Annotated in this window: 27 protein-coding genes; 16 read left to right on the top strand and 11 right to left on the bottom strand. The window is 63.9% G+C overall.

The window, feature by feature from the left end; translation table 11 throughout:
* From purQ to FJ417_RS10300, 3 genes are read left to right on the top strand one after another with little or no spacing between them, the layout of a single operon-like run.
* Positions 1 to 669 (top strand): phosphoribosylformylglycinamidine synthase subunit PurQ, encoded by a 669-nt coding sequence (gene purQ, locus FJ417_RS10310; RefSeq protein WP_140783311.1) that lies wholly within the window; start codon positions 1 to 3, stop codon positions 667 to 669.
* A 40-nt stretch (positions 670 to 709) separates the two neighbouring features.
* Complete coding sequence (locus FJ417_RS10305; RefSeq protein ID WP_140783310.1) at positions 710 to 1120, top strand: hypothetical protein; 411 nt, start codon at positions 710 to 712, stop codon at positions 1118 to 1120.
* A 7-nt stretch (positions 1121 to 1127) separates the two neighbouring features.
* Positions 1128 to 1793, top strand: coding sequence for a Pr6Pr family membrane protein (locus FJ417_RS10300; RefSeq protein WP_140783309.1), 666 nt, complete (start codon positions 1128 to 1130; stop codon positions 1791 to 1793).
* 3 nt (positions 1794 to 1796) lie between these two features.
* Here the strand turns inward: FJ417_RS10300 and FJ417_RS10295 are convergent, their stop codons facing one another.
* The gene (locus FJ417_RS10295; protein WP_348639926.1) at positions 1797 to 2138 is read right to left on the bottom strand and encodes a DUF1127 domain-containing protein; all 342 of its coding nucleotides are present in this window, start codon (positions 2136 to 2138) and stop codon (positions 1797 to 1799) included.
* Here FJ417_RS10295 and FJ417_RS10290 point away from each other — a divergent pair.
* The 6 genes from FJ417_RS10290 to FJ417_RS10265 all read left to right on the top strand — a co-directional run bounded on the left by FJ417_RS10290 (position 2137) and on the right by FJ417_RS10265 (position 8729).
* Positions 2137 to 3546, top strand: coding sequence for a PLP-dependent aminotransferase family protein (locus FJ417_RS10290; RefSeq protein WP_140783308.1), 1410 nt, complete (start codon positions 2137 to 2139; stop codon positions 3544 to 3546). The two genes, FJ417_RS10295 and FJ417_RS10290, sit on opposite strands and share 2 nt — an antisense overlap.
* Before the next feature lie 149 nt (positions 3547 to 3695).
* Complete coding sequence (gene purL / locus FJ417_RS10285; RefSeq protein WP_140783307.1) at positions 3696 to 5927, top strand: phosphoribosylformylglycinamidine synthase subunit PurL; 2232 nt, start codon at positions 3696 to 3698, stop codon at positions 5925 to 5927.
* Positions 5928 to 5951: 24 nt separating this feature from the next.
* Entirely contained in the window at positions 5952 to 6479 is a 528-nt protein-coding gene (locus FJ417_RS10280) for a hypothetical protein (RefSeq protein ID WP_140783306.1), read from the top strand.
* A 101-nt stretch (positions 6480 to 6580) separates the two neighbouring features.
* Entirely contained in the window at positions 6581 to 6814 is a 234-nt protein-coding gene (locus FJ417_RS10275; protein ID WP_140647507.1) for a BolA family transcriptional regulator, read from the top strand.
* A gap of 151 nt (positions 6815 to 6965) precedes the next feature.
* On the top strand, positions 6966 to 7301 hold the full coding sequence (gene grxD / locus FJ417_RS10270; protein ID WP_059185116.1) for a Grx4 family monothiol glutaredoxin: 336 nt from the start codon (positions 6966 to 6968) through the stop codon (positions 7299 to 7301).
* A 159-nt stretch (positions 7302 to 7460) separates the two neighbouring features.
* Positions 7461 to 8729, top strand: a complete 1269-nt coding sequence (locus tag FJ417_RS10265; RefSeq protein ID WP_140650837.1) for a multidrug effflux MFS transporter — start codon at positions 7461 to 7463, stop codon at positions 8727 to 8729.
* Between the two features lie 148 nt (positions 8730 to 8877).
* Here the strand turns inward: FJ417_RS10265 and FJ417_RS10255 are convergent, their stop codons facing one another.
* From FJ417_RS10255 to rpsD, 3 genes are all read right to left on the bottom strand, one after another.
* Positions 8878 to 9705, bottom strand: a complete 828-nt coding sequence (locus FJ417_RS10255) for an inositol monophosphatase family protein (protein WP_140783305.1) — start codon at positions 9703 to 9705, stop codon at positions 8878 to 8880.
* On the bottom strand, positions 9695 to 10579 hold the full coding sequence (gene ttcA, locus FJ417_RS10250) for a tRNA 2-thiocytidine(32) synthetase TtcA (protein ID WP_181181733.1): 885 nt from the start codon (positions 10577 to 10579) through the stop codon (positions 9695 to 9697). Before ttcA ends, FJ417_RS10255 begins: the two co-directional genes overlap by 11 nt.
* Before the next feature lie 111 nt (positions 10580 to 10690).
* Complete coding sequence (gene rpsD, locus FJ417_RS10245) at positions 10691 to 11308, bottom strand: 30S ribosomal protein S4 (protein ID WP_140627561.1); 618 nt, start codon at positions 11306 to 11308, stop codon at positions 10691 to 10693.
* Between the two features lie 366 nt (positions 11309 to 11674).
* Between rpsD and FJ417_RS10240 the strand changes: the two genes are divergently transcribed.
* Complete coding sequence (locus FJ417_RS10240) at positions 11675 to 11875, top strand: hypothetical protein (RefSeq protein WP_140647512.1); 201 nt, start codon at positions 11675 to 11677, stop codon at positions 11873 to 11875.
* 68 nt (positions 11876 to 11943) lie between these two features.
* Here the strand turns inward: FJ417_RS10240 and FJ417_RS10235 are convergent, their stop codons facing one another.
* Positions 11944 to 12126 carry a DUF3008 family protein gene (locus FJ417_RS10235; RefSeq protein ID WP_140647513.1) on the bottom strand — a complete coding sequence of 61 codons (183 nt, stop codon included), beginning with the start codon at positions 12124 to 12126 and terminating at the stop codon, positions 11944 to 11946.
* Positions 12127 to 12304: 178 nt separating this feature from the next.
* Between FJ417_RS10235 and FJ417_RS10230 the strand changes: the two genes are divergently transcribed.
* Positions 12305 to 13687: an RNB domain-containing ribonuclease gene (locus FJ417_RS10230; RefSeq protein WP_140783304.1), complete on the top strand. Its 1383-nt coding sequence runs from the start codon at positions 12305 to 12307 to the stop codon at positions 13685 to 13687.
* Positions 13688 to 13839: 152 nt separating this feature from the next.
* Here FJ417_RS10230 and murI read toward each other — a convergent pair whose 3' ends face one another.
* The 3 genes from murI to FJ417_RS10215 all read right to left on the bottom strand — a co-directional run bounded on the left by murI (position 13840) and on the right by FJ417_RS10215 (position 16351).
* Positions 13840 to 14640, bottom strand: coding sequence for a glutamate racemase (gene murI / locus FJ417_RS10225; RefSeq protein WP_140783303.1), 801 nt, complete (start codon positions 14638 to 14640; stop codon positions 13840 to 13842).
* A 172-nt stretch (positions 14641 to 14812) separates the two neighbouring features.
* The gene (locus FJ417_RS10220) at positions 14813 to 15364 is read right to left on the bottom strand and encodes a hypothetical protein (protein ID WP_140783302.1); all 552 of its coding nucleotides are present in this window, start codon (positions 15362 to 15364) and stop codon (positions 14813 to 14815) included.
* 138 nt (positions 15365 to 15502) lie between these two features.
* Positions 15503 to 16351 (bottom strand): RNA methyltransferase, encoded by an 849-nt coding sequence (locus tag FJ417_RS10215; RefSeq protein WP_140783301.1) that lies wholly within the window; start codon positions 16349 to 16351, stop codon positions 15503 to 15505.
* 208 nt (positions 16352 to 16559) lie between these two features.
* Here FJ417_RS10215 and FJ417_RS10210 point away from each other — a divergent pair, with 208 nt between their 5' ends.
* A complete protein-coding gene (locus tag FJ417_RS10210; RefSeq protein WP_140783300.1) occupies positions 16560 to 17771 on the top strand; it encodes an NADP-dependent isocitrate dehydrogenase in 1212 nt (403 codons plus the stop codon).
* Between the two features lie 80 nt (positions 17772 to 17851).
* Complete coding sequence (locus tag FJ417_RS10205) at positions 17852 to 18478, top strand: glutathione S-transferase family protein (RefSeq protein ID WP_140783299.1); 627 nt, start codon at positions 17852 to 17854, stop codon at positions 18476 to 18478.
* A gap of 240 nt (positions 18479 to 18718) precedes the next feature.
* Here FJ417_RS10205 and alaS read toward each other — a convergent pair whose 3' ends face one another.
* Together alaS and recA are read right to left on the bottom strand one after the other, a co-directional pair.
* Positions 18719 to 21388: an alanine--tRNA ligase gene (gene alaS, locus FJ417_RS10200; RefSeq protein WP_140783298.1), complete on the bottom strand. Its 2670-nt coding sequence runs from the start codon at positions 21386 to 21388 to the stop codon at positions 18719 to 18721.
* A gap of 340 nt (positions 21389 to 21728) precedes the next feature.
* Positions 21729 to 22826, bottom strand: coding sequence for a recombinase RecA (recA, locus tag FJ417_RS10195; protein ID WP_095765184.1), 1098 nt, complete (start codon positions 22824 to 22826; stop codon positions 21729 to 21731).
* A 281-nt stretch (positions 22827 to 23107) separates the two neighbouring features.
* Here recA and FJ417_RS10190 point away from each other — a divergent pair, with 281 nt between their 5' ends.
* On the top strand, positions 23108 to 24046 hold the full coding sequence (locus FJ417_RS10190) for a carbohydrate kinase family protein (protein ID WP_140783297.1): 939 nt from the start codon (positions 23108 to 23110) through the stop codon (positions 24044 to 24046).
* Between the two features lie 39 nt (positions 24047 to 24085).
* The gene (locus FJ417_RS10185; protein WP_140783296.1) at positions 24086 to 25003 is read left to right on the top strand and encodes a pseudouridine-5'-phosphate glycosidase; all 918 of its coding nucleotides are present in this window, start codon (positions 24086 to 24088) and stop codon (positions 25001 to 25003) included.
* Between the two features lie 255 nt (positions 25004 to 25258).
* Here FJ417_RS10185 and FJ417_RS10175 read toward each other — a convergent pair whose 3' ends face one another.
* Positions 25259 to 25582, bottom strand: coding sequence for a TfoX/Sxy family protein (locus FJ417_RS10175; RefSeq protein WP_140783295.1), 324 nt, complete (start codon positions 25580 to 25582; stop codon positions 25259 to 25261).
* A gap of 89 nt (positions 25583 to 25671) precedes the next feature.
* On the opposite strand from FJ417_RS10175, the gene FJ417_RS10170 reads away from it, so the two are divergent.
* Positions 25672 to 26169, top strand: a complete 498-nt coding sequence (locus FJ417_RS10170) for a GFA family protein (RefSeq protein WP_140783294.1) — start codon at positions 25672 to 25674, stop codon at positions 26167 to 26169.
* Positions 26170 to 26176 lie beyond the last annotated feature (7 nt).

Raw genomic sequence — 26176 nt, 5'->3', positions numbered from 1 at the left:
ATGAAATCAGCCGTCGTCCTCCTGCCTGGCCTCAACCGCGACCGCGACATGATCGCGGCGCTGACCAAGATTTCCGGCCAGGCGCCGGCCACCGTCTGGCAGACGGACACCGAAATTCCGGACGTCGACCTGATCGCCATCCCCGGCGGCTTCTCCTTCGGCGACTATCTGCGCTGCGGCGCGATCGCGGCGCGCATGCCGGTGATGCGGGCGGTCGCCGAAAAGGCCGCCAAGGGCGTGACCGTCGTCGGGGTCTGTAACGGCTTCCAGATCCTGGTCGAGGCGGGACTGCTGCCCGGAGCGCTGATGCGCAACGCCTCGCTGAAGTTCGTTTGCCGCCAGGTGAAGCTTGAGATCGCCAACGCCAATACCATGTTCACGCGCGGCTATCAGCCCGGACAGGTCATCCGCTCGCCGGTGGCGCATCATGACGGCAATTACTTCGCCGACGCCGAGACGCTCGCCCGCCTCGAAGGCGAAGGCCAAGTGGTGTTCCGCTATGCCGAAGGCACCAATCCCAACGGCTCGATCAACGACATTGCCGGTATCGTCAACGACAACGGCAACGTGCTCGGCCTGATGCCGCATCCCGAAAACCTGATCGAGGCGGCGCATGGCGGCAATGACGGGCGAGCGCTGTTCGAGAGCGCGCTCGGCATCGCGGCTTGATCCTTTAACATCCTATCGGAACGCGGGGGGCGGACTGACCATGAGACTGACGATTGCTCGCCTTGCTCTCCTGGCCGCCGCCGGGCTCGCCTTGGCTTCCTGCCAGTCCAGCCCCAAGACAACGCCGGTTCCCTCAGGCAAGAGCGCGTCTCTGCTTGCCATGGAGCAGGTCGCGATCGCCGCGCACAAATGCTGGATCGCCAGCAAGGATCCGGCCTTCAAGGCCTACCAGATGGCCAACGAGCTCAATTCCTACAGCGGCACGCCGCGCTTCCTGCTGGTGCCCGCCAAGCACTATGGCGGCAAGCCGCTGCTGGTCGTGCAGGCGCAAGGCAATTCCAACCGCGTCGATGTGTTCGGGCCGCTGATGAATGAGCCGCTCGGCGCGCGCATCGGCTCTGACGTCGCCCGCTGGCAGGCCGGCAATCCGTCCTGCGCGGCTGCCGTGTGAGGTTGCGATGGGCCGGTTCCTGCAGATCGCGGGGCTGGTTGTCGGGCTGATTGCGCTTGTCCTGCAATTCGCCATCACCATGCCGGCATCCATGGCCGCAGGACGTGGCTTGCTCGGCTCGATCGTCTTCTATTTCAGCTTCTTCACCATCCTGACCAACATCGCGGCGGTGATGGTGCACGCTTCGCTGCTGTCACCCGCCGGCTATGCCTGGTTTCCGGCCTTTGCCGGGCAGCGGATGCGGGCCGGCGTGGCGGTGGCCATAACTCTGGTTTTCATCGTCTACGCCACGGTTCTGGCGAGGCTCTGGCAGCCGCAGGGTTTGTTCCTGCTCTGCGACGTCCTTTTGCACTATGTGACGCCGGCGATGTTCGTGCTGTGGTGGCTGGTGGCGGGCGCCGATGGCAGGCGGCAGTGGAGCGACATCGCCTGGTGGATGATCTACCCAGTTGCCTATCTCGCCTACGCGCTGATACGCGCGCCCTTCGCCGGCGAAATACCTTACCCGTTCCTCGACGTCGCCAAGAACGGCGCGGCCAGCGTCGCGGTTTCAGCGCTGGCCGTCACCGCCCTTTTCGTCGGGCTGAGCGTACTCGCCGTGCTTGTCGATCACGGCATCGGCCGGTTGCGAAGAAAGCCCGCAACCCGCGTCCAATCGAGCCGCCGCTGGTAGGCATCACTCCCAGAACGCTCTGATGCCTTCGCGATGGGCATCGCAGCGCGAGACGCCGATATCCTTGAGCTGCTCGTCCGTCATCTCCATGAGCGCGAGGCGGCCGCGCCTGCGCTCCAGCATGCGGTCGATCTGCCTTACGATGGAACGGAGCACAACCGCCATTCGGCCGACGAAGCCACGATGGGCCAAGGGATCGACCTGCGCGCCAGAAGCCGGGCGAGCATAGCGAATTGTCTCGATTGTATCCATTGTCATTCTGCCTTGTTCCGATTGTACCTTCCCAATCGCGAGATCGATATGAATTGACTCATCGCGCGGTGCAATATAGAAAATTGTCACCATGACAAATTGGCTCCCTGACCTCTCCTCTGGCTCCGGTCCGCTGTATCAGCGTCTTGCTGACAGCATTGAGTCAGATATCGACAAGGGCGTTATCGACGCCGGTGCAAAACTGCCGCCGCAGCGCGACCTCGCCTATGACATCGGCACGACCGTCGGCACCATCGGCAGAGCCTATCAGTTGCTGCGCGAGCGGGGCCTTGTGAGCGGCGAGGTCGGCCGCGGCACCTATGTGCTAGGCCAGCGCGCCGCAGACCCGAAGCCGGATTTGGAACCTGCCATCCAGGGCACGCGCCCCATCGATGCGCCAAGCGGCAAGCTGCGCTTCGACAGCACCGCCGCGCCCGATGTCGGCCAGGGTGCGGTGATTGCCGACATGCTGGCGCGCACGGCGCAGGAACACCCGCACGATATTTCGAGCTATACGCGGGATTTTCCCGAACGCTGGTATGAGGCGGGCAGCCGCTGGCTGGCGCGCAATGCCTTCCGCCCCTCGCCCGATTCGATCGTGCCGACGCTGGGCACCCACGCCGCGGTCATGGCGGCGATCGCGGCGCTGACCATGCCCGGCGACTATGTCGTCTTCGAGCACCTCACCTATTCGCAGATTTCCCGCAGCGCCGGCCTGATCGGGCGCCGCACGGCGCTGGTGGCATCGGATGACGAAGGCATCGATCCCGAGGATTTCGAGCGGGTCTGCGCGCAAAAGCACCCGAAAATGATCTTTCTGATGCCGACGGCGCAGAACCCGACGCTGGCCATCTTGCCGGCGTCGCGCCGCGAGGCGATCGCGCGGATCGCGCGTGAGTACAATGTCGTCCTCATAGAAGACGATCTTTACGGCGGCTTAACCGGAGACCCGACGCCGCTGATGGCCGAATACGCGCCTGAGCGCACCATCGTCGCCGGCGGCCTGTCGAAATCCGTGGCTGCCGGCCTTCGCGGCGGCTGGCTGTCGTGCCCGCCTGCCTATCGCCATCGCATCCGCGTCGCCCACAAGATGATGACCGGCGGCATGCCCTTCCTGCTGGCCGAGGTGAATGCGCGGCTGGTGCTGTCCGGCCAGGCTGGCGACATCCGCCGGCGCAGCATCGCCGAATTCGGCGCTCGCATCGCGATCGTGCGCGAGACCTTGGCCGGCTTCGCCTTCAGGTCGCACGACAAAGTGCCCTTCGTCTGGCTCACCTTGCCCGACCCATGGCTGTCCGGCACCTTCAAGAAAGCCTGTCTCGAACATGGCCTGCTCATCGACGACGAGGACGAATTCAAGGCCGGCCGTTCCGAGCAGGTCTTCCACGGCGTGCGCTTCGGTATTTCGCAGCCGAGGCGGCGCGAGGATGTCGCCGGCGGCGTCGCCGTCATCCGCCGCCTGCTCGACGAAGGCCGCGCCGGCTACGACAGTTTTTCCTGATCAAGCTGGCGAGCTCTAGGCCCTGACCTCCGCCGGCAGGGGCAGTTTTCCGGCTTTTTTCGTCATCCGATGGGGTGTATCGCGCGAAAGCTTGCGATAAGAGGAGACTCAAGGAAACTCCCCTCTTCCACGGACAAAAATCGCCGCTCATGACCATTTCCAATTCCGTGCCGATCACTCCCGAGCTCGTCGCCGCGCATGGGCTGAAGCCGGACGAATACCAGCGCATCCTCGATCTGGTCGGCCGCGAACCAAGCTTCACCGAGCTCGGCATCTTCTCTGCGATGTGGAACGAGCACTGCTCCTACAAATCCTCGAAGAAATGGCTGCGCACGCTGCCGACCAGCGGCCCGCGGGTCATCCAGGGTCCGGGCGAGAATGCCGGCGTGGTCGACATCGGCGACGGCGACTGCGTGGTCTTCAAGATGGAGAGCCACAACCACCCGTCCTACATCGAGCCCTATCAGGGCGCCGCGACCGGCGTCGGCGGCATATTGCGCGACGTCTTCACCATGGGCGCCAGGCCGGTGGCGGCCATGAACGCGCTGCGCTTCGGCGCGCCGGATCATCCCAAGACCCGGCATCTCGTTGCCGGCGTGGTTTCGGGCGTCGGCGGCTACGGCAATTCCTTCGGCGTGCCGACAGTCGGCGGCGAGGTCAATTTCGACGCCCGCTACAACGGCAACATCCTGGTCAACGCCTTCGCGGCAGGCCTCGCCAAGACCAACGCCATCTTCCTGTCGCAGGCCAAGGGCGTCGGCCTCCCGGTCGTCTATCTCGGCGCCAAGACCGGGCGCGATGGCGTCGGCGGCGCCACCATGGCCTCGGCCGAATTCGACGACAAGATCGAGGAGAAGCGTCCGACCGTGCAGGTCGGCGATCCCTTCACCGAAAAATGCCTGCTGGAAGCCTGCCTCGAGCTGATGGCGTCGGGCGCCGTCATCGCCATTCAGGACATGGGCGCGGCCGGCCTCACCTGCTCGGCCGTCGAGATGGGCGCCAAGGGCGACCTCGGCATCGAGCTCGACCTCGACAAGGTGCCGGTGCGCGAGGAGCGCATGAGCGCCTATGAGATGATGCTGTCGGAAAGCCAGGAGCGCATGCTGATGGTGCTGCGCCCGGAAAAGGAAGAAGAAGCCGAGGCCATCTTCCGCAAATGGGGCCTCGACTTCGCCATTGTCGGCAAGACCACCGACGATTTGCGTTTCCGCGTCATCCATCAGGGCGACGAGGTCGCCAACCTGCCGATCAAGGAGTTGGGCGACCAAGCGCCGGAATATGACCGCCCCTGGGTCGAGCCGAAGAAGCCGGCGACGCTCGCCGCGAACGATGCGCCGAAGGCCGATGTCGCCGACGCGCTGCTGAAAATGCTGGGCGGGCCGGATCTCTCTTCACGCCGCTGGGTGTGGGAGCAGTACGACACGCTGATCCAGGGCAATTCGCTGCAGCTTCCGGGCGGCGACGCCGGCGTCGTGCGCGTCGAGGGTCATCCGACCAAGGCGCTGGCCTTCTCCTCAGACGTCACGCCGCGCTACTGCGAGGCCGACCCGTACGAAGGCGGCAAGCAGGCCGTGGCCGAATGCTGGCGCAACCTGACCGCCACCGGCGCCCTGCCGCTTGCGGCCACCGACAACCTCAATTTCGGCAATCCGGAGCGGCCCGAGATCATGGGCCAGTTCGTCGGCGCGGTTAAGGGCATCGGCGATGCCTGCCGCGCTCTCGGTTTCCCGATCGTCTCCGGCAATGTCTCGCTCTACAACGAGACGAACGGCCGCGGCATCCTGCCGACACCGACCATCGGCGGCGTCGGGCTGATTGCCGACTGGTCGAGGATGGCGCGTATCGGCTTTGCCGCCGAAGGGCAGATGATCGTGCTGGTCGGCGCGCCCGCCACCTGGGGCAGCCATCTCGGCCAGTCCGTCTATATGCGTGACATCCACGGTCGAGGCGACGGCCCGCCGCCGCCGGTCGACCTCGATCATGAGAAGCGGGTTGGCGACCATGTGCGCGCGCTGATCGCGTCCGGCATCGTGACATCGGCGCACGACCTCTCCGACGGCGGCCTGGCGATAGCGCTCGCCGAAATGGCGATGGCCTCCGGCATTGGCGCCATCGTTCCGGGGCTTACCGGCACCGATCCGATCCCGGTCTGGTTCGGCGAGGACCAGGGGCGCTACCTGCTGACACTGTCGATCGACCCGCAAAGCGGCGAATGGGACAGGGTCCGCGAAGAGCAGGGCATGCTCGGCATCTTCGCCCCCTGGATCGGAACCACCGGCGGACGTGAATTGAAGCTCGGCGAGACCCGGCCGATCCCGGTCAGCGAGCTGACCGCCGCCCATGAAGGCTGGTTCCCGCGCTTCATGGATCAGGTCAGTTGATCAGGCTAGTAGCAATCCTTTTTTATGCGACATGATTTAACCGCCAGGGCGCTGATTGCAGTCGTCTTCTGGCCGTCCCTGTTCTTCTTCTGGTTTCTCGGGCCGTTCGTCCTGTTCCTGTTGTCGACGACCTCGAGTGAGGTCTGCCCGCGGCTGGAAACCCGCGCCGAGTTCCTTGCCGCGGCCAACGGCACGCTGCCGATGCTGGTATTGCAGACCCTGATCTACGCCGTTCCAGTCGTCTGCCTGGTGCTCTGGAACAGGCTTTCTCCGGAGCCGGCGCGGGCAAGGCACGTCGCGACCTGCATCAAGCTCTTCGCCGTCGCCGCGTTGATCGGGGCCATTTGGGACTATGGCTCGTCCTTGACCTGCGACGGCTATGGTCGGCCCTTCTTTTCAACCGCATGGCGGATTACGAGCTATCTTCCGATCGTCAGCCTGTTGATCAACCTCCCGCTCTACGTGCTGGTCTTCAGCCTCGGCCGCGCCTATTCGACGCGCGATGACATCACCGAAGACGGCGTGGTTCATTCGAGCCAGGATAACCCATAGGGCCTCATCACCCGACGGAACGGCTTCAATCCGGGCTGGAAAGGCTTTAGGCTCACCCCGAGTCATATACACAGCCTGCCCGCTTGAAACAGGATTTTGCCATGGCAATGGATGCTCACGACATCGAAAAATTGATCAAGGAAGGCATTCCGGACGCCAAGGTGACGATCCGCGACCTGGCCGGCGACGGCGATCATTACGCGGCCGAGGTCGTGGCCGAGAGCTTCCGGGGCAAAAGCCGTGTGCAGCAGCATCAGATGGTCTACAACGCGCTGAAAGGCAATATGGGCGGCTTGCTGCACGCGCTGGCGCTGCAGACCAGCATTCCCGACTGAGCGCCGGCGCCGCTCAGGCTTAGCCCAAAATCGCGTTATCCCTTGCGCCATTGGGCCGGCGTCGCGGCTAACGTCTTGTTTCAGCCAACCTATGGGTTTATTTGAAGGACATGTTTCGAGCCTGGCTCCCACAGGCGTGAAAGGACCGTCCATGACCGGCATCAACGACTACATCGACAATGAAGTGAAGAGCAACGACGTCGTGCTCTTCATGAAGGGCACGCCCGGCTTCCCGCAATGCGGCTTCTCCGGCCAGGTGGTGCAGATCCTCGATTACATCGGGGCCGACTACAAAGGCGTCAACGTGCTCGACTCGGCCGAACTGCGCCAGGGCATCAAGGATTATTCCAACTGGCCGACCATCCCGCAGCTCTATGTGAAGGGCGAATTCGTCGGCGGTTGCGACATCGTGCGCGAAATGTTCCAGGCCGGCGAGTTGCAGGACTTCCTGGTCGAAAAGGGCGTCAGCGTCAAAGGCGCCGCCTAATTCAATTTTGCTCGCCGGCGCGGAGGCTAACCCTCCGGCCGGCAAGCATCGCTCGGGGCCGCCCCCACCTCGGCAACATAACCCCCGGGGTCTCGGGGATGAGACGAACCAGCGCGCCGGCCAGCCGGCGCCTGTTCGTTTGAAAGATCGGACTTTGCCGTGGACAAGCAGGTAGAAGCGTCGCAACGGGCAAGCAGCTTGCCCATTCCGCGCTGGGAATTCATCGCGCTCTGCGCGGCGCTCATGGCGCTCAACTCCTTGGCCATCGACATCATGTTGCCGGCGCTGCAGCAGATCGGCGCCTCGCTCGGCGTCGAGAGCGAGAACCACCGCCAATATGTCATCACCGCCTATATGCTCGGCTTCGGCGGCGGGCAGCTTTTGTTCGGACCTATTTCGGATCGCTTCGGGCGCCGAGCGCCACTGGTCCTTGGCCTGGTCGTCTATGTCGTGGCTGCGGCCGCCGCCGCCATAGCTCCCAGTTTCACCCTGTTGCTGACCTGGCGTCTCATACAGGGCATCGGCGCGGCCGCGACCCGCGTCATCGCCGTCTCGATCGTGCGCGACACGTTCGAAGGCCGGCGCATGGCCGAGGTGATGTCGCTGATCTTCATGGTGTTCATGGCCATCCCGGTCATCGCGCCCGGCATCGGCCAGTTCGTCATGCTGTTCGCCAGTTGGCACTGGATTTTCGTGACCATGGCTATCGGCGCGTTGATCGTTTCGACCTGGGCTCTGCTGCGCCTGCCGGAGACGCTGCATCCGGAATATCGCCGGCCGCTCACGGTAAGCTCCGTCGTCAGCGGCTTCCGCATCGTGCTCACCAACCGGCTCACGCTTTGCTACGCTTTCGCCAGCACGTTCATTTTCGCCGCCATGTTCGGCTTCATCAGTTCGGCGCAGCAGATCTACATCGACATCTTTCATGTCGGCGAATTGTTCCCGCTGATCTTTGCCGGCGTCGCCGGCGTGCTTGCCTTTTCCAACTATCTCAATTCTCGGTTGGTCGGACAGATTGGCATGCGCCGCCTGTCGCAAGGCGCGCTGCTCATCTTCCTGTGCATCAGCCTTGCCTGGCTGGTGGTCTCGCTGGAGATACAGATGCCGCTCTGGCTCTTCGTCACCTTCTTTGCCGGCGCGATGCTGCCATTCGGCGGACTGGGCGCGAATTTCAACGCTTTGGCCATGGAGCCGCTCGGCGAGCTCGCCGGCACGGCGGCATCCATCCTGGGCTTCATGCAGACCTTCCTCGGTGCCCTCATCGGCGCGGCGATCGGCCAAGCCTATAACGGCACGGTCACGCCTCTGGCCGCCGGCTTCTGCAGCGTCTCGGTCGCGGCTTTGCTGATGATCCTGATCGCCGAGCGGGGCAGGATGTTCCAGCCCCACAATCCCCCTGTTTCGGGGCACGTCACCGATCTGCACTAATGCATGTCGCGCAAAAGTGCGCAGCGGTTTTGCGATAACGACATGCATGAAAACAAAGGTTTTAAAGCGCGTCGCCTGAATCCGCTTCAGCGCGACGCGCTTTAATTGCTATCCGGCCGGCAGATCGCCGGCCGAGCGCAGGATTACCCTACTCGGCCCAGAGCTCGCGGCGCAACTCGTCCCAGCTTTGCTTGTCCGGCGCGACCAGCAGGCCGCCGTCGACATGCGACGGCAGGTAGGCGGTGCCGTCGACGCGCGCGACATGGCCGCCGGCTTCCTGATGGATCAGCGCACCGGCGAGATGATCCCAGGGCATCAGCTTGTTGTAGAGCACGAAATGGGCGTGACCGCTGGCAAGCAGCCGATATTCATGCGCCGCGCAGCGATAGGCGAATTGCGACAGCGTCTTGGTCTGGTTGCGGGCAAGCCGCGAGCGTTCAGGCTCTTCGAGAAACTGCCAGGAAACGGCGCCCGTCATCTGCGACATGGGCACCGGTGCCGCGACGCGGACCTTCTCCAGCGCGCCATGCGCGTGGCGGATATGGCTGCCCGCGCCCTTGGCGCCGATCAGCCAGTCCTTGCCGACCGGATCGTGGATGATGCCGGCGACAGTCTCGCCGTTGACGACGACGCCGGCCATGACGCCGAACAGCGGCACGCCGGAAGCGAAGTTGAAGGTGCCGTCGACCGGATCGATGACGAAGGCCAGCGCGGCATCGCCAAGGCCAGATAGCAGCGCCGGGTTGTCGGAACAGGCCTCTTCACCGACCACCATGGCCTGGGGATAGCGTTCGAGCAGCCGGGCGGTGATCAGCCTCTCGGCATTGACGTCCGCCTCGGTCACGAGGTCGGCGGCGGACGTCTTCTGGCGCACGTCGCCCTCGCCCAGCCGGCGGAAGCGCGGCATGATTTCAGTCCTGGCGGCGTCGGCAAGAAGCTCGGCCAGCCAGTCGATCGAACGGTCGTCAAATTTCATCGGAAATGTCTCGTCCTGGATTCGCATCGAGCCCCGCGAAGTCGAATAGCTTCCTGTCCAGGAGATGCGAGAGCCTTACATTGGTCATGGCGCGGATCATCGTGTCCTTGCGGCCCGGCATGCGCTTCTCGATGTCGTCGAGCATCGCCTTCATGGCGTTGCGCTGCAGCCCTTCCTGGCTGCCGCAGAGGTCGCACGGAATGATCGGGAATTTCATCGCGTTGGCGAATTTCTCGAGGTCGGCCTCAGCACTATAGGCGAGCGGCCGCAGCACCAAGACGTCACCTTCGTCATTGAGGAGCTTGGGCGGCATGGCGGCGAGACGCCCGCCATGGAACAGGTTCATGAAGAAGGTTTCGAGTATGTCCTCGCGGTGGTGGCCAAGCACCAGCGCCGAGCATCCCTCCTCGCGCGCGATCCGGTAGAGATGGCCGCGCCGCAGCCGCGAGCAGAGCGAGCAATAGGTGCTGCCTTCCGGCAGCTTGTCGGTCACCACCGAATAGGTGTCCTGGTATTCGATGCGGTGCGCGATGCCGTTGGCATTGAGATAATCGGGCAGGATATGCTTCGGGAAATTCGGCTGGCCCTGGTCGAGATTGCAGGCGAGCAGTTCGACCGGCAGCAGGCCGCGCCATTTGAGATCGAGCAGCAGCGCGAGCAGGCCATAGGAATCCTTGCCGCCGGAGAGCGCCACCAGCCAGCGCTCGCCGGGCTTCACCATGGCGAAATCCTCGATCGCCTGGCGCGTCAGCCTCAACAGCCGCTTGCGCAGCTTGTTGAATTCGACCGAGGACGGCACGTCGGCAAACAGCGGATGGAAGCCGCCGTCGGTCTCGTCGCCGATCGGCTCGAGCGTTTTGACATCTGGCAGCATATTCATGGCGCCGGCCCTGCGTTCTGTTGGCGCCCGGCTTAGCGGACATAGCGGACAAAGAAAAGGCCGCCTCGAGAGGCGGCCTTGGATGCTGCGGCTGATTGATGTCGATCAGCGCGAGTAGAATTCGACGACCAGGTTCGGTTCCATCTGCACGGCGAACGGAACGTCCGAAAGGCCGGGAACGCGAGCAAAGGTCGCGGTCATCTTGTTGTGGTCGGCTTCGATGTAGTCCGGCACGTCGCGCTCGGCGAGACCAACCGATTCCAGCACGATCACGAGCTGCTTCGACTTCTCGCGCACCTCGATGACGTCGCCCGGCTTGCAGCGATACGAACCGATGTTGGTGCGCTTGCCGTTGACGTTGACATGGCCGTGGTTGACGAACTGACGGGCGGCGAAAATGGTCGGCACGAACTTGGCGCGGTAGACGACCGCGTCGAGACGCGACTCGAGCAGGCCGATCAGGTTCTCGGAGGTGTCGCCCTTGCGGCGGTTGGCCTCTTCATAGACCTTGCGGAACTGCTTTTCCGAAACGTCGCCATAGTGACCCTTCAGCTTCTGCTTGGCGCGCAGCTGCAGGCCGAAGTCGGAAAGCTTGCCCTTGCGGCGCTGGCCGTGCTGGCCGGGGCCGTATTCACGCTTGTTGACCGGGGACTTCGGGCGGCCCCAGATGTTTTCGCCGAGACGGCGGTCGATCTTGTATTTCGCGGATTCGCGCTTGCTCATCGCATTCCCTTTCAAAACAATATACCCGGAACCCCATGGCTCCGGGTGAAGGAAACGCGCCCTCCTCTGGCCTCCGTTTTCGAGACCTGACAGGGTTTTCCACGCAAAGCGACGGAAAACCCACGGGACACGTCAAAAGAAACCACCGGGCGTCGCCACCCGGTGTTGGTGGGGCTGTTAAACACAGATTTAACCGCTGTCAAGCTTACGGCTGGCCGCGCGGGTCGCAAGCCGATAACATTTCCCGCGTTGCGTGCGGTGCCGGTTGTGGCGAAGGCCGCCGGCAGCAGAGCGGCGTAGCTTTCAAGGAGACGCGCTGCTCTGCCATCTTAATGAAGGGACTGGAGCAGAGGAGCCCGAATTCCCATGAAAAAGTTCTTCCTTACCCTGACCGGGGCCGCTGTGCTGGCGGGGTCCATGGCGGTCATGACGCCGGAACCCGCCATGGCCAGGCATTGGAGTGGCCACAGGCAGGTATGCCGCGTCGTGGTGACGAAAAGAGTGGTCTGGCGCCACGGCCATCGCCACGTTGTCCGTTACAAGACGAAGCGCTGCTGGTGGCGATAGCGGGCAGCTGAGTCAACCTGAACAAGCCCGCGAGCGATACCGCGGGCTTCTTCATGTGATGCTGCGATCTATGACTTTTTGCCGGGCAGATCCTTGCGTTTGGTCTCGGCGAACTCTTCGAGTTGCTTCTCGCTCATCGATTCATACATTTCGCGCGAAGCGCCCCTGAGCTCGCTTTTCTTGATCTCGCCGCGCTTGGCGGAAAGTGCTGCCCCGGCGGCCTTTTGCTGTGCTTGTGATGTGGCAGGCATGGCGATTTCTCCGGTTTCTCCTTTGCTGTGAGAAGAAACGCCGCGCTGAAGCGGCAGTTCCAGCGGCAGCGGCTCGGCCCGTCGGTCTGCTTGGGGTCGGCCGTCGGGCGGGCGGGCGGCCTTGGCGGTTTCGCTGGCAAGCCTTCCCGTGTCGGGAACGCCAGTGTAGGACGGCTGCATGAAATCGCTGACCGATCCCTCACAAGCGCTCTCCACCGGCCTCGCCAAAATCCGCACCGAATTCCATGTGCAGGATGGATTTCCGCCTGCTGTGGTTGCCGCGGCGAAGGCAGCGGCAAAGCGTGTGCCCGGGCAGCATGCCGACCGGACGGCAATGCCCTTCGTAACACTCGATCCGGCAAGTTCCACCGATCTCGACCAGGCGTTCTCGATCGAGGCCAGCGGCGGCGATCTTCTCTTGCATTATGCCATTGCCGACGTCGCCTGGTTCGTCGAGGACGGCGACGCGATTGATATCGAAGCCTGGAACCGGGGCGAAACGCTCTATTTGCCGGACGGCAAGGCCGGGCTGTACCCGCCGGTGCTCGCCGAGGCTGCGGCGAGCCTGCTGCCCGATGGACCGCGCCCTTCGGTCATCTTCACGGTCCGGGTCGCCGGCGACGGCGCGGTGAAATTGGACGGCGCGGAACGGGCCATTATCCAAAGCCGCGCGAAGCTCGCCTATGACAGCGTGCGGGCCTCGGACGTTCCAGCCGGCTTCGCGGAACTGGCACGGCGCATGGCGGCAAACGAAGAGCGGCGCGGCGCCTCGCGCGTCGATCCGCCCGAGCAGGAGGTGGAAAAGCTTGCCGACGGCACGTTCCGGCTTTCTTTCAGGCCGCTGCTGCAATCCGAGCAGGACAATGCAGCACTTTCGCTGGCCGCCAATATGGCGATTGCCGACGCCATGCTGGCGCACAAGACCGGGTTGTTCCGGGTGATGTCGGGGCCGGACGCCTCCAAGGTGCAAAGACTGCGCAACGCGGCACAGGCGCTTGGGCTTTCCTGGCCCGCCTCCACCAGCCTGCGCGACTATCAGCGCACGCTCGATCCGGCCGATCCGAAACAGGCCGCGCTGATGCTGGAAATCCGCCGCGCAGGCAACGGTGCGTCCTACCAACCCTATCACGAGGGTGTCGTCCCCTGGCATGAGGCGATGGCCGCGACCTATGCGCATGCCACCGCGCCGCTCAGGCGGCTGGCCGACCGCTATGTCGTGCGCTGCACGCTGGCGATCGCCAACGGCCAGCCCGTGCCGCAGGCCGTCACCGACGCGTTCGCCAGATTGCCGAAGGTGATGGGGCGTGCGGATGCCCGCGCTTCGCGGATCAACCATGCCGCCATCGACCTTGCCGAGGCGGTCATGCTCAAGGGACGCGAGGGCGAGACGTTCAAGGCCGTCGTCACCGACTTCGTCGATCATGGCGTGCGCGCGCAGCTTGCCGACATGCCCGTCGTCGCCAACGTGAAGGCCTCCGGGCTCAGGCAGGGCGACGGCCTGACGCTAAAGCTGGTTTCGGCCGACCCGGATCAGCGCAGCATCGTCTTCGAGCCTGTTTAGCGGCTGGGTGAAGGCGCGTTGAGATTCAGGTCAGGCCGAGTCGAAAATGGCGGGTTCCGAGAACCGGAGCGGAGCGTACTTAAGGTACGTGAGCACCGGAAGCGCAGGAACCTGGCATTTGCGGGCCGGCCTCACCTGAATATCGACACGCCTTAGCGCGCGGTCAGTCCAAAGCCCTGGATGAGTCGCCTGGTGGCAAAATCCACCTTGCCGGAAGTGAAGACGGCGAGATCGGGCTCGCTCTCGCCCGATGTCTCTCCGACCGGTTCGATGAGCGACATGGCGCGCCGCGCGATCGCCTCGGCCGGATCGATCCAGTCGACCGGCCAGGGCGCGGTCTTGCGCATGCGGTTGACGAGAAACGGATAATGCGTGCAGGCGAGCACGACGATGTCGGTGCGGTTGCCGTCGCGCTCGATGAAGCAGGGCGCGATTTCGGCGCGCACGGCCTCCTCGTCGACGAAACCTTGGCGCATGTAAATCTCGGCGAGCCCGGCCAGCCGGTCGCTGCCGACCAGGCGCACATGGCATTTCTGCGCCCATTTGCTGATCAGATCGCGCGTGTATTGGCGCTTCACCGTGCCGGGCGTCGCCAGCACCGATACCAGGCCGGAGCGGGTGCGTTCGGCGGCCGGCTTGATTGCCGGAACGGTGCCCACGAAAGGATGGCCGGGGAATTTGTCGCGCAGCGCATCGATCACCAGGGTCGAGGCGGTGTTGCAGGCAATGACCGAAATCGCCGGCTGAAGCCGATCGAGCAACTTGCCGAACAGCGTAAGTATGTGATCCTTGAGCGCCGGTTCCTCCCAGGCGCCGTAGGGAAAAGCCGCGTCGTCGGCGACATAGACGAATCGGCGATCGGGCATCAGCACGCGCGCCTCGCGCAGCACGGTCAGCCCGCCAACGCCGGAATCGAACATCAGGATCGGGCGTTGGCTTGATCGATCGCTCATTGTCATCCGGCCATGAGAAGCGTCAGGCCCATGATTGGACCGACGGCGCTTCTATCGCGAATGATCGTGGTCTTGAAGAGGCGAATGCGAGCAGCTTTTGCGCAGGCGCCAGGGCATGGTGCCGAAAAGTGTGAAGCGGTTTTCGGCACCATGCTCTATTTCTAAGACTTACTCAAATCCCGCGCTTGCCGAAGCCGGCGGGGCGCGGCCTGCCGAAAGGCTGCGGTGCCGGCGGGACGCGCGCGGCGGAGGCGGCGGCACGTGGGGCGGCCGGCACGCTGGCTGTTACGGTGCGTCCGGCACGCGCCGGTGCCGGCAGCGGACCGTCGAAATCGAAAACATCGGTCAATTCATCGATATTGCTGCCCGCGACCGGCTTCGCCCACAGGATCGTGCACCAGAGGCCGAACACCGAAAGTCCAAGCAGGTTCAGCCCGCCTGGAATGCTCGCGGGATCGCCGAATTTGACGACCAGCAGCACGCCTGCCTGTAAAAGAGCGTAGACGGCGGAAAGGGCGATGTAGGCCCACAGGATCCATCGGCGCCCGTTGGCATCGCGGGTGCGGCGCGAGGCGATGTTGCCGCGCAGCGCGACAAAGACGAGAGAGGCGATGAGGACGGCGCCCGCCATGCCCTGCCGCGCCGGACCAGGCCCCGAATTGATCAGCCCTTCGAAGCCTATCGTACTGACAATGCAGATAAGGATCACCACGGTCTCGGCCACGGCGAGGCCGAGAGAGTAAAGGAAAAAGCGCAGTCGACCAATATTGGACGAAAACATGTGCCACCCCCACTATTGCGGCCAGGATGGCGTATAACCGAATAAAATTCGGTTACTTCAAATGCTCACAGCTTACCGATTTTAACTTTCTTCGTCTTTGGCGCGACTGCACGCACCGACCGGCAATCGTCTCGGATCGTCCCCGGGCGAGCCGTCGCCGCGCGGCATGGCCGGCGAGAACCGGTCGAGCGACGAGATGATGCCGCGCAGCACCTTCAGTTCCGGCTCGGCAAAGCCCGCGCGGGTCAATACGGCGCGCAGATTGTCGACCATCTTCGGTTTCTTTTCTTCCGGGCGGAAGTAGCCTCGCGCTTCCAGCGCGTTTTCCAGATAGGCGAACAGGCTGTGCAATTGCTCCTTGGTCGCCGGCACAAGCTCCGGTCCGGAGAAGTTGGTCCGGGTCTCGTCGGCGAGGCCGGACTTCATCCATTCATAGGACATCAGCAGCACCGCCTGGGCGATGTTGAGCGAGGAAAAGCCGGGATCGACCGGGAAGGTGACGATCTCGTCGGCGAGCCCGACCTCGTCATTATAGAGGCCGAAGCGCTCGCGGCCGAACAGGATGCCGGTACGCTCGCCCACCTCGACACGTGCTCTCAGCGCCCTGCCCGCTTCCACGGGACCGCGCACCGGCTTGAAGCCGTCGCGCTCGCGCGCCGTCGTGGCGAAGACGAAGTTCAGGTCGGCGACCGCCGAGGCCAGATCGTCGAAAACCCTGGTGGCGTCGATGACGTGGTCGGCCCGGCTGGCGGCCGCGCGCGCCTTCTCGCTCGGCCAGCCGTCACGCGGGTTGACCAGCCTGAGCTCGGATAGGCCGAAATTCGCCATTGCGCGGGCGACCATGCCGATATTCTCGCCGAGCTGCGGCTCGACCAGGATGATGGCCGGTCCGGCGGAAGCGGTCTTGGCTGTATTTTCGATGGCTGGCATGGCTGTGGGTAACCGGGGTTTGCGGCGTTTCGGCGTCCCCTGCCACATCCAGACCGGAAAATGAAGCATTCACAACAGCGGCACCCGTCCGCTCCGGCACGGATCGCGGTTTGCGCGCTGAAAAAGCCTTTGATATACGCTCCGCATCCCCGGCCGAAACCATGCGGGCAAGGCCGTTCAGATCCCCCAGCAACGAGGCATTCTTTCCATGGCGAAGATCAAGGTGGCGAACCCGGTCGTCGAACTCGACGGCGACGAGATGACCCGCATCATCTGGCAGTTCATCAAGGACAAGCTGATCCACCCCTATCTCGACCTGAAGCTTGAATATTACGACCTCGGCATCGAAAACCGCGACGCCACCAACGACCAGGTGACGATCGACTCGGCCAACGCCATCAAGAAATACGGCGTCGGCGTGAAATGCGCGACGATCACTCCCGACGAAGCGCGCGTCGAGGAATTCAAGCTGAAGAAGATGTGGAAGTCGCCCAACGGCACCATCCGCAACATCCTCGGCGGCACCATCTTCCGCGAGCCGATCATCATGAAGAACGTGCCGCGCCTGGTGCCGGGCTGGACCAAGCCGATCGTCGTCGGCCGTCATGCCTTCGGCGACCAGTACCGCGCCACCGACTTCCGCTTCCCCGACAAGGGCAAGCTGACGATCAAGTTCGTCGGCGAAGACGGTCAGGTGATCGAGCATGACGTCTATGACGCGCCGGGCGCCGGCGTGGCCATGGCCATGTACAATCTCGACGAGTCGATCCGCGAGTTCGCCCGCGCCTCGCTGAACTATGGCCTGCTGCGCAACTTCCCGGTGTATCTGTCGACCAAGAACACCATCCTCAAGGCCTATGACGGCCGCTTCAAGGACATCTTCCAGGAAGTCTACGAGAAGGAGTTCGAGGCCGAATTCAAGGCGCGGAAACTCTGGTACGAGCACCGCCTGATTGACGACATGGTCGCCTCCAGCCTGAAATGGTCGGGCGGCTATGTCTGGGCCTGCAAGAACTATGACGGCGACGTGCAATCCGACACCGTGGCGCAAGGCTTCGGCTCGCTCGGCCTGATGACCTCCGTGCTGATGACGCCGGACGGCAAGACGGTGGAAGCGGAAGCCGCGCACGGCACCGTGACGCGCCACTACCGCCAGCACCAGAAGGGCGAGGAAACCTCGACCAATTCGATCGCCTCGATCTTCGCCTGGACGCGCGGCCTGGCGCACCGCGCCAAGCTCGACGACAACACCGCGCTGAAGCGCTTCGCCGAGACGCTGGAAAAGGTCTGCATCCAGACCGTCGAGTCTGGCTTCATGACCAAGGACCTGTCGCTGCTGATCGGCCCCGACCAGCCTTGGCTCTCGACCACCGGCTTCCTCGACAAGATCGACGAGAATTTGCAGAAGGCGATGGGGTAGCCCAACCTTACGGCACACAGAAGGCTCCGCTAGGAGCCTTCTTTTTTGGACACTGCGACGGGCAAATTGAGAGCTGATCAATGGCCAAGCCAACTCTCTACGGCGCCGACTACAGCGTCTATGTGCGCATCGCGCGGATGGCGCTGGAGGAGAAAGGCATCGGCTACGAGCTGGTGCCACTCGACATCTTCGCCGCCGAGGGCATTCCGGCCTGGTATCTGGAGCATCATCCCTTCGGCCGCATCCCGGCCTTCGAGCATGACGGTTTTCACCTATTCGAGACCGGCGCAATCGCGCGCTATGTCGATGAAGCCTTCGATGGTCCCGCGCTGCAGCCGGCCGACGTGCGCGGCCGCGCCAGGATGGGCCAGATCATCGGCCTGCTCGACGCCTATGGTTATCGCGCGATGGTCTGGGACGTCGCCGTCGAGCGGCTGGAGAAGGCAGCGCCGGATGAGGCGCTGATTGCCAGCGGGCTGAGCCAGGCTGAGACGGTGCTCAAAGTTCTGACCTCGCTGAAGGCTAAGGGCCCGTGGTTGCTCGGGGACCAGTTGACGTTGGTGGACCTGCATGCGGCCCCGATCGTCGCCTATTTCCTCAAGGTCGCGGAAGGACGCGATCTGCTCGCGCGCTTTGCGGATATACCGGATTGGTATTCCCGAATAGCCGGACGGCCGAGCTTTACGCGGACGGAAAAGGTCGCGTAACTCGCTCAGCCTCGGCGCCGCCCCTCATTGCCCTGCCGGGCATTTCTCCCCGTAAAACGGGGAGAAAGAAGCGATTGCAACGCCGGCGCCTTTTCTGCAACGCAGACTATTGGCGAAAGCCGCGATAACAGCGCTCTTCTCCCCGTTCAACGGGGAGAAGATGGCGGCAGCCAGATGAGGGGCAGCGCAGCCCTCGGAGAGTTGGGAGCCGGCCTGAGCTACAGCCGATCGCCCCGACCGTCACGCCGCTTCCAGCGCCGCCTTCACCGCCGCAATGGCATCATTGGCCTTCGACGCATCGGGGCCGCCGGCCTGCGCCATGTCGGGACGGCCGCCGCCGCCTTGACCGCCAAGCGCGGCGGACGCGACGCGCACGAGATCGACGGCGCTGAAGCGAGCGGTCAGGTCGTCGGTGACGCCGACGACCACGCTTGCCTTGTTGTCCTCGCCCGCGCCGACAAAGACGACTATGCCGGAGCCGAGCGTCTTCTTGCCGGCATCCGCCAGCGGCTTCAGGTCCTTCGGCGCCACGCCGGTGACCGCCTTGCCGAGGAATCCGACACCTGCGACGGTCTCGTTCGCGGCCGGAGCATCGGCAACGGCCGAGCCGCCGCCCAGCGCCAGTTTCTTGCGCGCCTCGGTAAGCTCCTTTTCGAGCTTTTTGCGTTCTTCGAGCAGCGCCTCGACGCGCAACGGCACGTCGGCCGGCGAGATCTTCAAGGTCGCCGCCGCGGCTTTCAGCCGCCTGTCCTGTTCGTCCAGATGTCTGCGCGCCGCCTCGCCGGTCAGCGCTTCGATGCGGCGCACGCCGGCCGCCACCGCGCTGTCCGACAGTATGCGCACCAGGCCGATATCGCCGGTCGACCTCACATGCGTGCCGCCGCAAAGCTCGACCGAATAAGGCCGGTTTGCCTTGGCGCCATGCAGGCCGGTGCCCATCGACACGACGCGCACCTCATCGCCGTATTTCTCGCCGAACAGCGCCATGGCGCCTTCGGCAATCGCGTCGTCGACCGACATCAGACGCGTCGTCACCGGACTGTTCTGCACGACGATCTCGTTGGCCATGCGCTCGACCTCCTCGAGCTCATCGGCCGAGATCGGCTTGTTGTGCGAGATGTCGAAGCGCAGCCGGTCGGGCGCCACCAGCGAGCCCTTCTGCGCGACATGGGTGCCCAGCACCTCGCGCAGCGCCTCATGGATGAGATGCGTTGCGGAATGGTTGGCGCGCAGCCTCGAGCGGCGGGCATGATCGACCTTCAACTCGACGGCATCACCCGTCTTGACCGTGCCTTTGGCCACCTTGCCGAGATGCACGAACAAACCATCGGCCTTCTTCTGCGTGTCCGAGACCTCGATTGAAAAACCCTCGCCGGAAATCACGCCGGTGTCGCCCATCTGGCCGCCGGATTCGCCGTAGAACGGCGTCTGGTTGACGACCAAGGCGACCGCATCGCCCTGGCTCGCGCTGTCGATGGTCTTGCCGTCCCTGACCAGGGCCTGGACGATGCCTTCCGCCTGCTCGGTCTCATAGCCGAGGAATTCGGTGGCGCCGGTCTTTTCGCGCACCGAGAACCAGACCGTCTCGGTCGCGGCCTCGCCCGAGCCCGTCCAATGCGCGCGCGCCTCGGCCTTCTGCCGCTCCATCGCATCGGTGAAGCCGGCGATATCGACCGAGATGCTGCGCTGGCGCAGCGCATCCTGCGTCAGATCGAGCGGGAAGCCATAGGTGTCGTAGAGCTTGAAGGCCGTCTCGCCATCCAGCATGTCGCCGGCATGCAGCGTCTCCGTAGCGTCCGAAAGCAGGCCGAGGCCGCGCACCAGCGTCTTGCGGAAGCGTGTTTCCTCGAGCTTCAGCGTTTCGGTGATCAGCGCCTCTCCGCGCACGAGCTCGGGATAGGCCTGGCCCATCTCGCGCACCAGCGCCGGCACCAGCTGCCACATCAGCGGCTCCTTCGCGCCAAGCAGCTGCGCATGGCGCATGGCACGGCGCATGATGCGGCGCAGCACATAGCCGCGCCCCTCATTCGACGGCAGCACACCATCTGCCACCAGGAACGAGGACGAGCGCAGATGATCCGCGATGACGCGATACGACCCGACGTTCTCCTGGTTCGGCCCCTGGCCTAGCGCCGAGGACGCCGCGTCGATCAAATGCCTGAACAGGTCGGTCTCGAAGACACTTTCGACGCCCTGCAGGATGGAGGCCATGCGCTCCAGGCCCATGCCGGTGTCGATCGAGGGACGCGGCAGGTCGATGCGCTCTTCCTTCGTCACCTGCTCATACTGCATGAACACCAGGTTCCAGAATTCCAGGAACCGGTCGCCGTCCTCTTCCGGGCTGCCGGGCGGGCCGCCCCAGATATGCTCGCCGCGATCGATGAAGATTTCCGAGCACGGACCGCACGGGCCGGTGTCGCCCATCGCCCAGAAATTGTCCGAGGTCGGGATGCGGATTATGCGGTCGTCGGAGAAGCCGGCGATCTTCTTCCAGTAACCAGCCGCCTCGTCGTCGGTGTGATAGACCGTGACGAGCAGCTTGTCCTTCTTCAGGCCGAAACCCTTGGTGATCAGGTTCCAGGCAAGCTCGATCGCGCGCTCCTTGAAATAGTCGCCGAACGAGAAATTGCCGAGCATCTCGAAGAAGGTGAGATGGCGCGCGGTATAGCCGACATTGTCGAGGTCGTTGTGCTTGCCGCCTGCACGCACGCTCTTCTGCGCGGTGGACGCTCGCGAATAGGGACGTTTCTCCAGGCCGGTGAAGACGTTCTTGAACTGCACCATGCCTGCGTTTGTGAACATCAGCGTCGGATCGTTGCGCGGCACCAACGGGCTGGAGGCGACGATCTCGTGGCCCTCCTTGCGGAAGTAGTCGAGAAATGTCGACCGGATATCGTTCACGCCACTCATTGCGTACTGCCTTTTCGCGAGAACCGCCGGCGTCGCCGGCGGCTGATGGGCTTTGGTGTTTCCAGAAGATAGATGGGCCTTTTAGCCGTAGCTCTTGAGCCTGTCCAGAAACACGGAGTTAGGTCAATCCGCCGGCGAGCGACGGCCCGGCGCCGCCCGCAAAATGCAAAACCGCCGGCGCGAAGGCCGGCGGTTCGGGTACGCAATACTCAAGAACTCGATTACATAAGCATAAGACGATAAACAAGGATTGTGGCCGAACTCCGGCTAAGCCGACGAATAGCTTCCGCCCAATCCCGAACAGGAAACTGCTGCGCGATCTTCCTGGAACGAACCGGCCCTACAAGGCGCCGGCTTCGTCCTCGAAACCGTCGTCGCCGCCTTCGGAGCCGCCATTCTCGAGAAATTTCTCGGCGATCAGCCCGGCATTCTGGCGCAATGCAAGTTCGACCTCACGCGCCGTATCGGGATTGTCGCGCAGGAACAGTTTTGCGTTCTCGCGACCTTGGCCGAGGCGCTGCGAATTGTAGGAGAACCAGGCGCCTGACTTCTCGATGACGCCAGCCTTGACGCCGAGATCGATCAGCTCGCCGGTCTTCGACACGCCCTCGCCATACATGATGTCGAACTCGACCACCTTGAAGGGCGGGGCCAGCTTGTTCTTCACCACCTTGACGCGGGTCTGGTTGCCGACGACCTCGTCGCGGTCCTTGACCGAGCCGATGCGGCGGATGTCGAGGCGCACCGAGGCGTAGAATTTCAGCGCGTTGCCGCCGGTGGTCGTCTCGGGCGAGCCGAACATGACGCCGATCTTCATGCGGATCTGGTTGATGAAGATGACCATTGTGTTGGAGCGCGAGATCGAGGCGGTCAGCTTGCGCAGCGCCTGGCTCATCAGGCGAGCCTGAAGACCGGGCAGCGAATCGCCCATCTCGCCTTCGATTTCAGCGCGCGGCGTCAGTGCCGCCACCGAGTCGACGACCAGCACGTCGATGGCGCCCGAACGCACCAGCGTGTCGCAGATTTCCAGCGCCTGCTCGCCGGTGTCGGGCTGCGAGATCAAAAGGTTCTCGAGGTCGACGCCAAGCTTGCGGGCATAAACCGGATCGAGCGCGTGCTCGGCATCGACGAAGGCGCAGATACCGCCCTTCTTCTGGGCTTCCGCCACCGTGTGCAGCGCCAGCGTCGTCTTGCCCGAGCTTTCCGGCCCGTAAATCTCGATGATGCGGCCGCGCGGCAGGCCGCCGACGCCGAGCGCGATGTCGAGGCCGAGCGAGCCGGTCGGCACGGTTTCGATCTCGACCACCTGCTCGTTGGCGCCGAGCCGCATGATCGAGCCCTTGCCGAAAGCGCGCTCGATTTGCGACAGCGCCGCGTCCAGAGCCTTTGATTTGTCCACTGCCTTATCCTCTACAAGCCGCAAAGAATTCTGAGCCATGATACATCACCCCTTGGTCGTCAATGAAGGCCGGACAATCCGTGATCCCTGCTTGTTTTGTACCTTTTTTGTTCTCATTTGGCAAGGGGCGGCAAGCAGCTGAAAAACAATCAATATCTGGATATGTTCTTTCTTTGTCCCACCAGGGCTGGAGCGAAACAGAACCACTGGTCCAGAAGAGATTTGATATCCGCATGTCCCGAATCGCGGCGCCGATTGCGGTGTGACGCGCAGAAACTTAGTGTGCGCAGCCAACTATCAACCAAGGTTACCATATCCGCATGCCGACATCCCCAACAATCCTGGCGCTGGGCGGAGCCCATATCGACCGGCGCGGCCAGGTCTCGGGCGCCTATGTGCCCGCCGCTTCGAATCCCGGCATCATGCGCGAGGACGTCGGCGGCGTGGTTTTCAACGCGCTGCGCAGCGTGGTGAAGCGCGGCGTGTCGGCCTCGCTGATATCGGTGCGCGGCGGCGACGCTGCGGCCGACACCGTCGCCTTGGCGATCGACAACGCCGGAATAGCGGACCTCTCGGTGGTGTTCCTCGACCGCACGACGCCGAGCTACACGGCGTTGATCGACGCCGAAGGTGAGCTGATCGTCGGGCTGGCCGACATGACGCTCTACGATCTTGCCTTCCCCAAGCAGATGAGGCGTTCCAAGGTGCGCGAGGCGATCGCCGCGGCCGACGCCATCCTGTGCGACGCCAACCTGCCGACGGCGGCGCTGGAGCGCTTGGTAGCGCTTGCCGGTGGCCGGCCGGTCTTCGCCATCGCCGTCTCGCCGGCCAAGGTCGTCCGCCTGGCGCCGCTGCTCGACGACCTGTCGCTGCTTTTCATGAACCGCCGCGAAGCCGCCGCGCTGGCCGGCGCCGAGCTATCCGGCGAAACCCTTGTCGACGCGCTCAGGCGGGCCGGCCTGAATGCCGGCGTGGTCACGTCCGGCAGCGCCCCGGTTCTGGGCTTCGACGACACCGGCATCTTCGAGATCGATCCACCCGCGCCGCGCAAGGTTGCCGACGTGACCGGAGCCGGCGACGCCTTGACCGGCGCAACGGTCGCCGCCTTGCTGCGCGGCCTGCCGCTGCGTGCCGCGCTGCGCGAAGGCCTTGCCGCGGCGATGCTTGCCATCGAGAGCCCGGAGGCCGTGCCGTCTTTCACGGCGGGCAACTTCACGCAGGTGCTTGGCCTTGTGCCGGAGGCGCGGGAGGTGGCATAGGGCCACCAGACACCCACTTCCTCCTGATCGGAGACAGCCGTGACACCCGACACCGCCCACCCCTTCGTCGACATCCACCCGCCCGTGGCGGAGGCGCTTGCCGCCGGCCGGCCGGTGGTGGCGCTGGAAAGCACCATCATCACCCACGGCATGCCCTACCCCGACAATGGCGCGATGGCCGCCAAGGTCGAACAGATCATCATCGATGGCGGCGCGCTGCCGGCGACGATCGCCGTGGTCGACGGCCGCATCAAGATCGGCCTGTCCGACGGCGAGCGCGAATCGCTTGCCATGACCGGTGACGCCATGAAGCTGTCGCGCGCCGATATCGGCTTCGCCGTCGCTCAAAAGCGCACCGGCGGCACCACCGTTGCGGCCACTATGATCGCCGCGCATATGGCCGGCATAAAGGTCTTCGCCACCGGCGGCATTGGCGGCGTCCACAAAGGCGCGGAAAAGAGCTTCGATATCTCGGCCGATCTCGACGAGCTGGCGCGCACGCCGGTTGTCGTTGTCTCTGCCGGCGCCAAGGCGATCCTCGACATCGAAAAGACGCTGGAAGTGCTGGAGACGCGCGGCGTGCCGGTGATCGGCCATGGCTGCGAGACGATGCCCGCCTTCTGGTCGAGGCAGTCGCCCTTCCGCGCGCCGCTGACGCTCAATGCGCCGCAGGACATTGCGCATTTCTATCGCACGCGGCAGGCGCTGGGCCTCGGCGGCGGCATCCTCATCGCCAATCCGGTGCCGCGGAACGACGAGATCCCCGCCGACGAAATGGCTGGCTATATCGAAGCCGCGCAGAAGGCCGCCGAAGCCCAGAACGTCACCGGCAAGGCGGTGACGCCGTTCCTTTTGTCGAAGATCCTGGAGCTCACCGGCGGCCGCAGCCTGAAGACCAACATCGCGCTGGTCGAGAACAACGCGCGGCTGGCGGCGGAGATTGCCAAGGCGTTGTAGGCGCGGAACGCTCAACTACCGGCAGCGATAGCCAAATGCGAACGCCGCGTTCCGTCACACCCCCTCTGGCCTGCCATCTCCCCCGCAAGGGGCGAGATTAGCAGCTTGGCCGCCGGCATTCTTCTTGCAACGTCGGCGATTGGCGAAAGTCGTGGCGAGGGTCAATCTCGCCCCTTGCGGGGGAGATGTCCGGCAGGACAGAGAGGGTTGCTGTCCCTCGGCATCTCCAAAAGGCCGCCACAACGCCCTCGAAAATTATCTCCCCGCCCTTCGTCCCGCCTCGTAAGCGCGCCGCGCCCATACCGCCATTTCGTCGGGGTCGTCGAAAGCCTCGTCGGGAATGCTCCAGTATGGCATCGCCACCTCCTTGCCGTGCCGCGAGCCTGTATAGGTCCATTGCTTGCAGCCAGCGGCTTCGAAGTCGGGGATGCTCTCCTCGTCGGCCTTGAGCAGCAATTCGCCGCGCACGACGACCGCGACGATGACGCCGTCGCAATAGATGCCCTTGCCCCCGAACAGTTTTCTGATGCTGATCGGTCCCAGGCTTTCGAACAATTCTTCAAGGCGCGCGTTGTCCATGCCGCGATCATCTCATCCGGCATGGGCCTTGTCATCGCCGCAACCAAAAGCATGCTGACAGGTTGAGATCGGAAAACGGAGATCCCGCCATGCCCGTCCTGCTCAAAGGCTCCTGCCGCTGCGGCGCCGTCCGCTTCGAGGTGGAAAGCCACACGCCGGTGCCGTTCATGCTCTGCTACTGCTCGATCTGCCGCAAGCAGCAGGGCGGCGGCGGTTTCGCCATCAATCTCGGCGCCGACTGCGAGACGCTTGATATCAGGGGCAAGCGCAATCTCGGTGTCTACCGCGCCGAGATCGAGGACGACGAGCATCCGCATTGCGAGGTCTCGACCGGCGAACGCAATTTCTGCAAGAAATGCGGCGCGGCGCTGTGGCTTTACGACCCGACCTGGCCGGACCTCGTGCATCCCTTCGCCTCGGCGATCGACAGCGACCTGCCGACGCCGCCGGAAAAGGTGCATCTGATGCTGAAATACAAGGCGAACTGGGTCGAGCCGGTGATCGGGAAAAATGACAAGGTGTTCGACGTCTATCCCGAGGAATCGATCGCCGACTGGCACAAACGGACGGGGATGTGGGTGGATTAGCGACAGG

Source organism: Mesorhizobium sp. B3-1-7 (genome assembly GCF_006439385.1).
GTDB lineage: Bacteria > Pseudomonadota > Alphaproteobacteria > Rhizobiales > Rhizobiaceae > Mesorhizobium.
Note: the sequence above shows the minus strand (reverse complement) of the source record. Positions and strands in the feature narration are given on the sequence as shown.

What these genes read in the sequence shown, in the direction of transcription:
- FJ417_RS10290 (WP_140783308.1), top strand. Translation starts at nt 2,137, where the DNA reads ATGACAAATTGGCTCCCTGACCTCTCCTCTGGCTCCGGTCCGCTGTAT.
- FJ417_RS10210 (WP_140783300.1), top strand. Translation starts at nt 16,560, where the DNA reads ATGGCGAAGATCAAGGTGGCGAACCCGGTCGTCGAACTCGACGGCGAC.
- ttcA (WP_181181733.1), bottom strand. Translation starts at nt 10,579, where the DNA reads ATGCTGCCAGATGTCAAAACGCTCGAGCCGATCGGCGACGAGACCGAC.
- FJ417_RS10275 (WP_140647507.1), top strand. Translation starts at nt 6,581, where the DNA reads ATGGCAATGGATGCTCACGACATCGAAAAATTGATCAAGGAAGGCATT.
- FJ417_RS10255 (WP_140783305.1), bottom strand. Translation starts at nt 9,705, where the DNA reads ATGAAATTTGACGACCGTTCGATCGACTGGCTGGCCGAGCTTCTTGCC.
- FJ417_RS10205 (WP_140783299.1), top strand. Translation starts at nt 17,852, where the DNA reads ATGGCCAAGCCAACTCTCTACGGCGCCGACTACAGCGTCTATGTGCGC.
- FJ417_RS10300 (WP_140783309.1), top strand. Translation starts at nt 1,128, where the DNA reads ATGGGCCGGTTCCTGCAGATCGCGGGGCTGGTTGTCGGGCTGATTGCG.
- purL (WP_140783307.1), top strand. Translation starts at nt 3,696, where the DNA reads ATGACCATTTCCAATTCCGTGCCGATCACTCCCGAGCTCGTCGCCGCG.
- FJ417_RS10305 (WP_140783310.1), top strand. Translation starts at nt 710, where the DNA reads ATGAGACTGACGATTGCTCGCCTTGCTCTCCTGGCCGCCGCCGGGCTC.
- FJ417_RS10240 (WP_140647512.1), top strand. Translation starts at nt 11,675, where the DNA reads ATGAAAAAGTTCTTCCTTACCCTGACCGGGGCCGCTGTGCTGGCGGGG.
- grxD (WP_059185116.1), top strand. Translation starts at nt 6,966, where the DNA reads ATGACCGGCATCAACGACTACATCGACAATGAAGTGAAGAGCAACGAC.
- FJ417_RS10170 (WP_140783294.1), top strand. Translation starts at nt 25,672, where the DNA reads ATGCCCGTCCTGCTCAAAGGCTCCTGCCGCTGCGGCGCCGTCCGCTTC.
- rpsD (WP_140627561.1), bottom strand. Translation starts at nt 11,308, where the DNA reads ATGAGCAAGCGCGAATCCGCGAAATACAAGATCGACCGCCGTCTCGGC.
- FJ417_RS10235 (WP_140647513.1), bottom strand. Translation starts at nt 12,126, where the DNA reads ATGCCTGCCACATCACAAGCACAGCAAAAGGCCGCCGGGGCAGCACTT.
- FJ417_RS10280 (WP_140783306.1), top strand. Translation starts at nt 5,952, where the DNA reads ATGCGACATGATTTAACCGCCAGGGCGCTGATTGCAGTCGTCTTCTGG.
- FJ417_RS10175 (WP_140783295.1), bottom strand. Translation starts at nt 25,582, where the DNA reads ATGGACAACGCGCGCCTTGAAGAATTGTTCGAAAGCCTGGGACCGATC.
- FJ417_RS10295 (WP_348639926.1), bottom strand. Translation starts at nt 2,138, where the DNA reads ATGGTGACAATTTTCTATATTGCACCGCGCGATGAGTCAATTCATATC.
- alaS (WP_140783298.1), bottom strand. Translation starts at nt 21,388, where the DNA reads ATGAGTGGCGTGAACGATATCCGGTCGACATTTCTCGACTACTTCCGC.
- recA (WP_095765184.1), bottom strand. Translation starts at nt 22,826, where the DNA reads ATGGCTCAGAATTCTTTGCGGCTTGTAGAGGATAAGGCAGTGGACAAA.
- murI (WP_140783303.1), bottom strand. Translation starts at nt 14,640, where the DNA reads ATGAGCGATCGATCAAGCCAACGCCCGATCCTGATGTTCGATTCCGGC.
- purQ (WP_140783311.1), top strand. Translation starts at nt 1, where the DNA reads ATGAAATCAGCCGTCGTCCTCCTGCCTGGCCTCAACCGCGACCGCGAC.
- FJ417_RS10215 (WP_140783301.1), bottom strand. Translation starts at nt 16,351, where the DNA reads ATGCCAGCCATCGAAAATACAGCCAAGACCGCTTCCGCCGGACCGGCC.
- FJ417_RS10190 (WP_140783297.1), top strand. Translation starts at nt 23,108, where the DNA reads ATGCCGACATCCCCAACAATCCTGGCGCTGGGCGGAGCCCATATCGAC.
- FJ417_RS10230 (WP_140783304.1), top strand. Translation starts at nt 12,305, where the DNA reads ATGAAATCGCTGACCGATCCCTCACAAGCGCTCTCCACCGGCCTCGCC.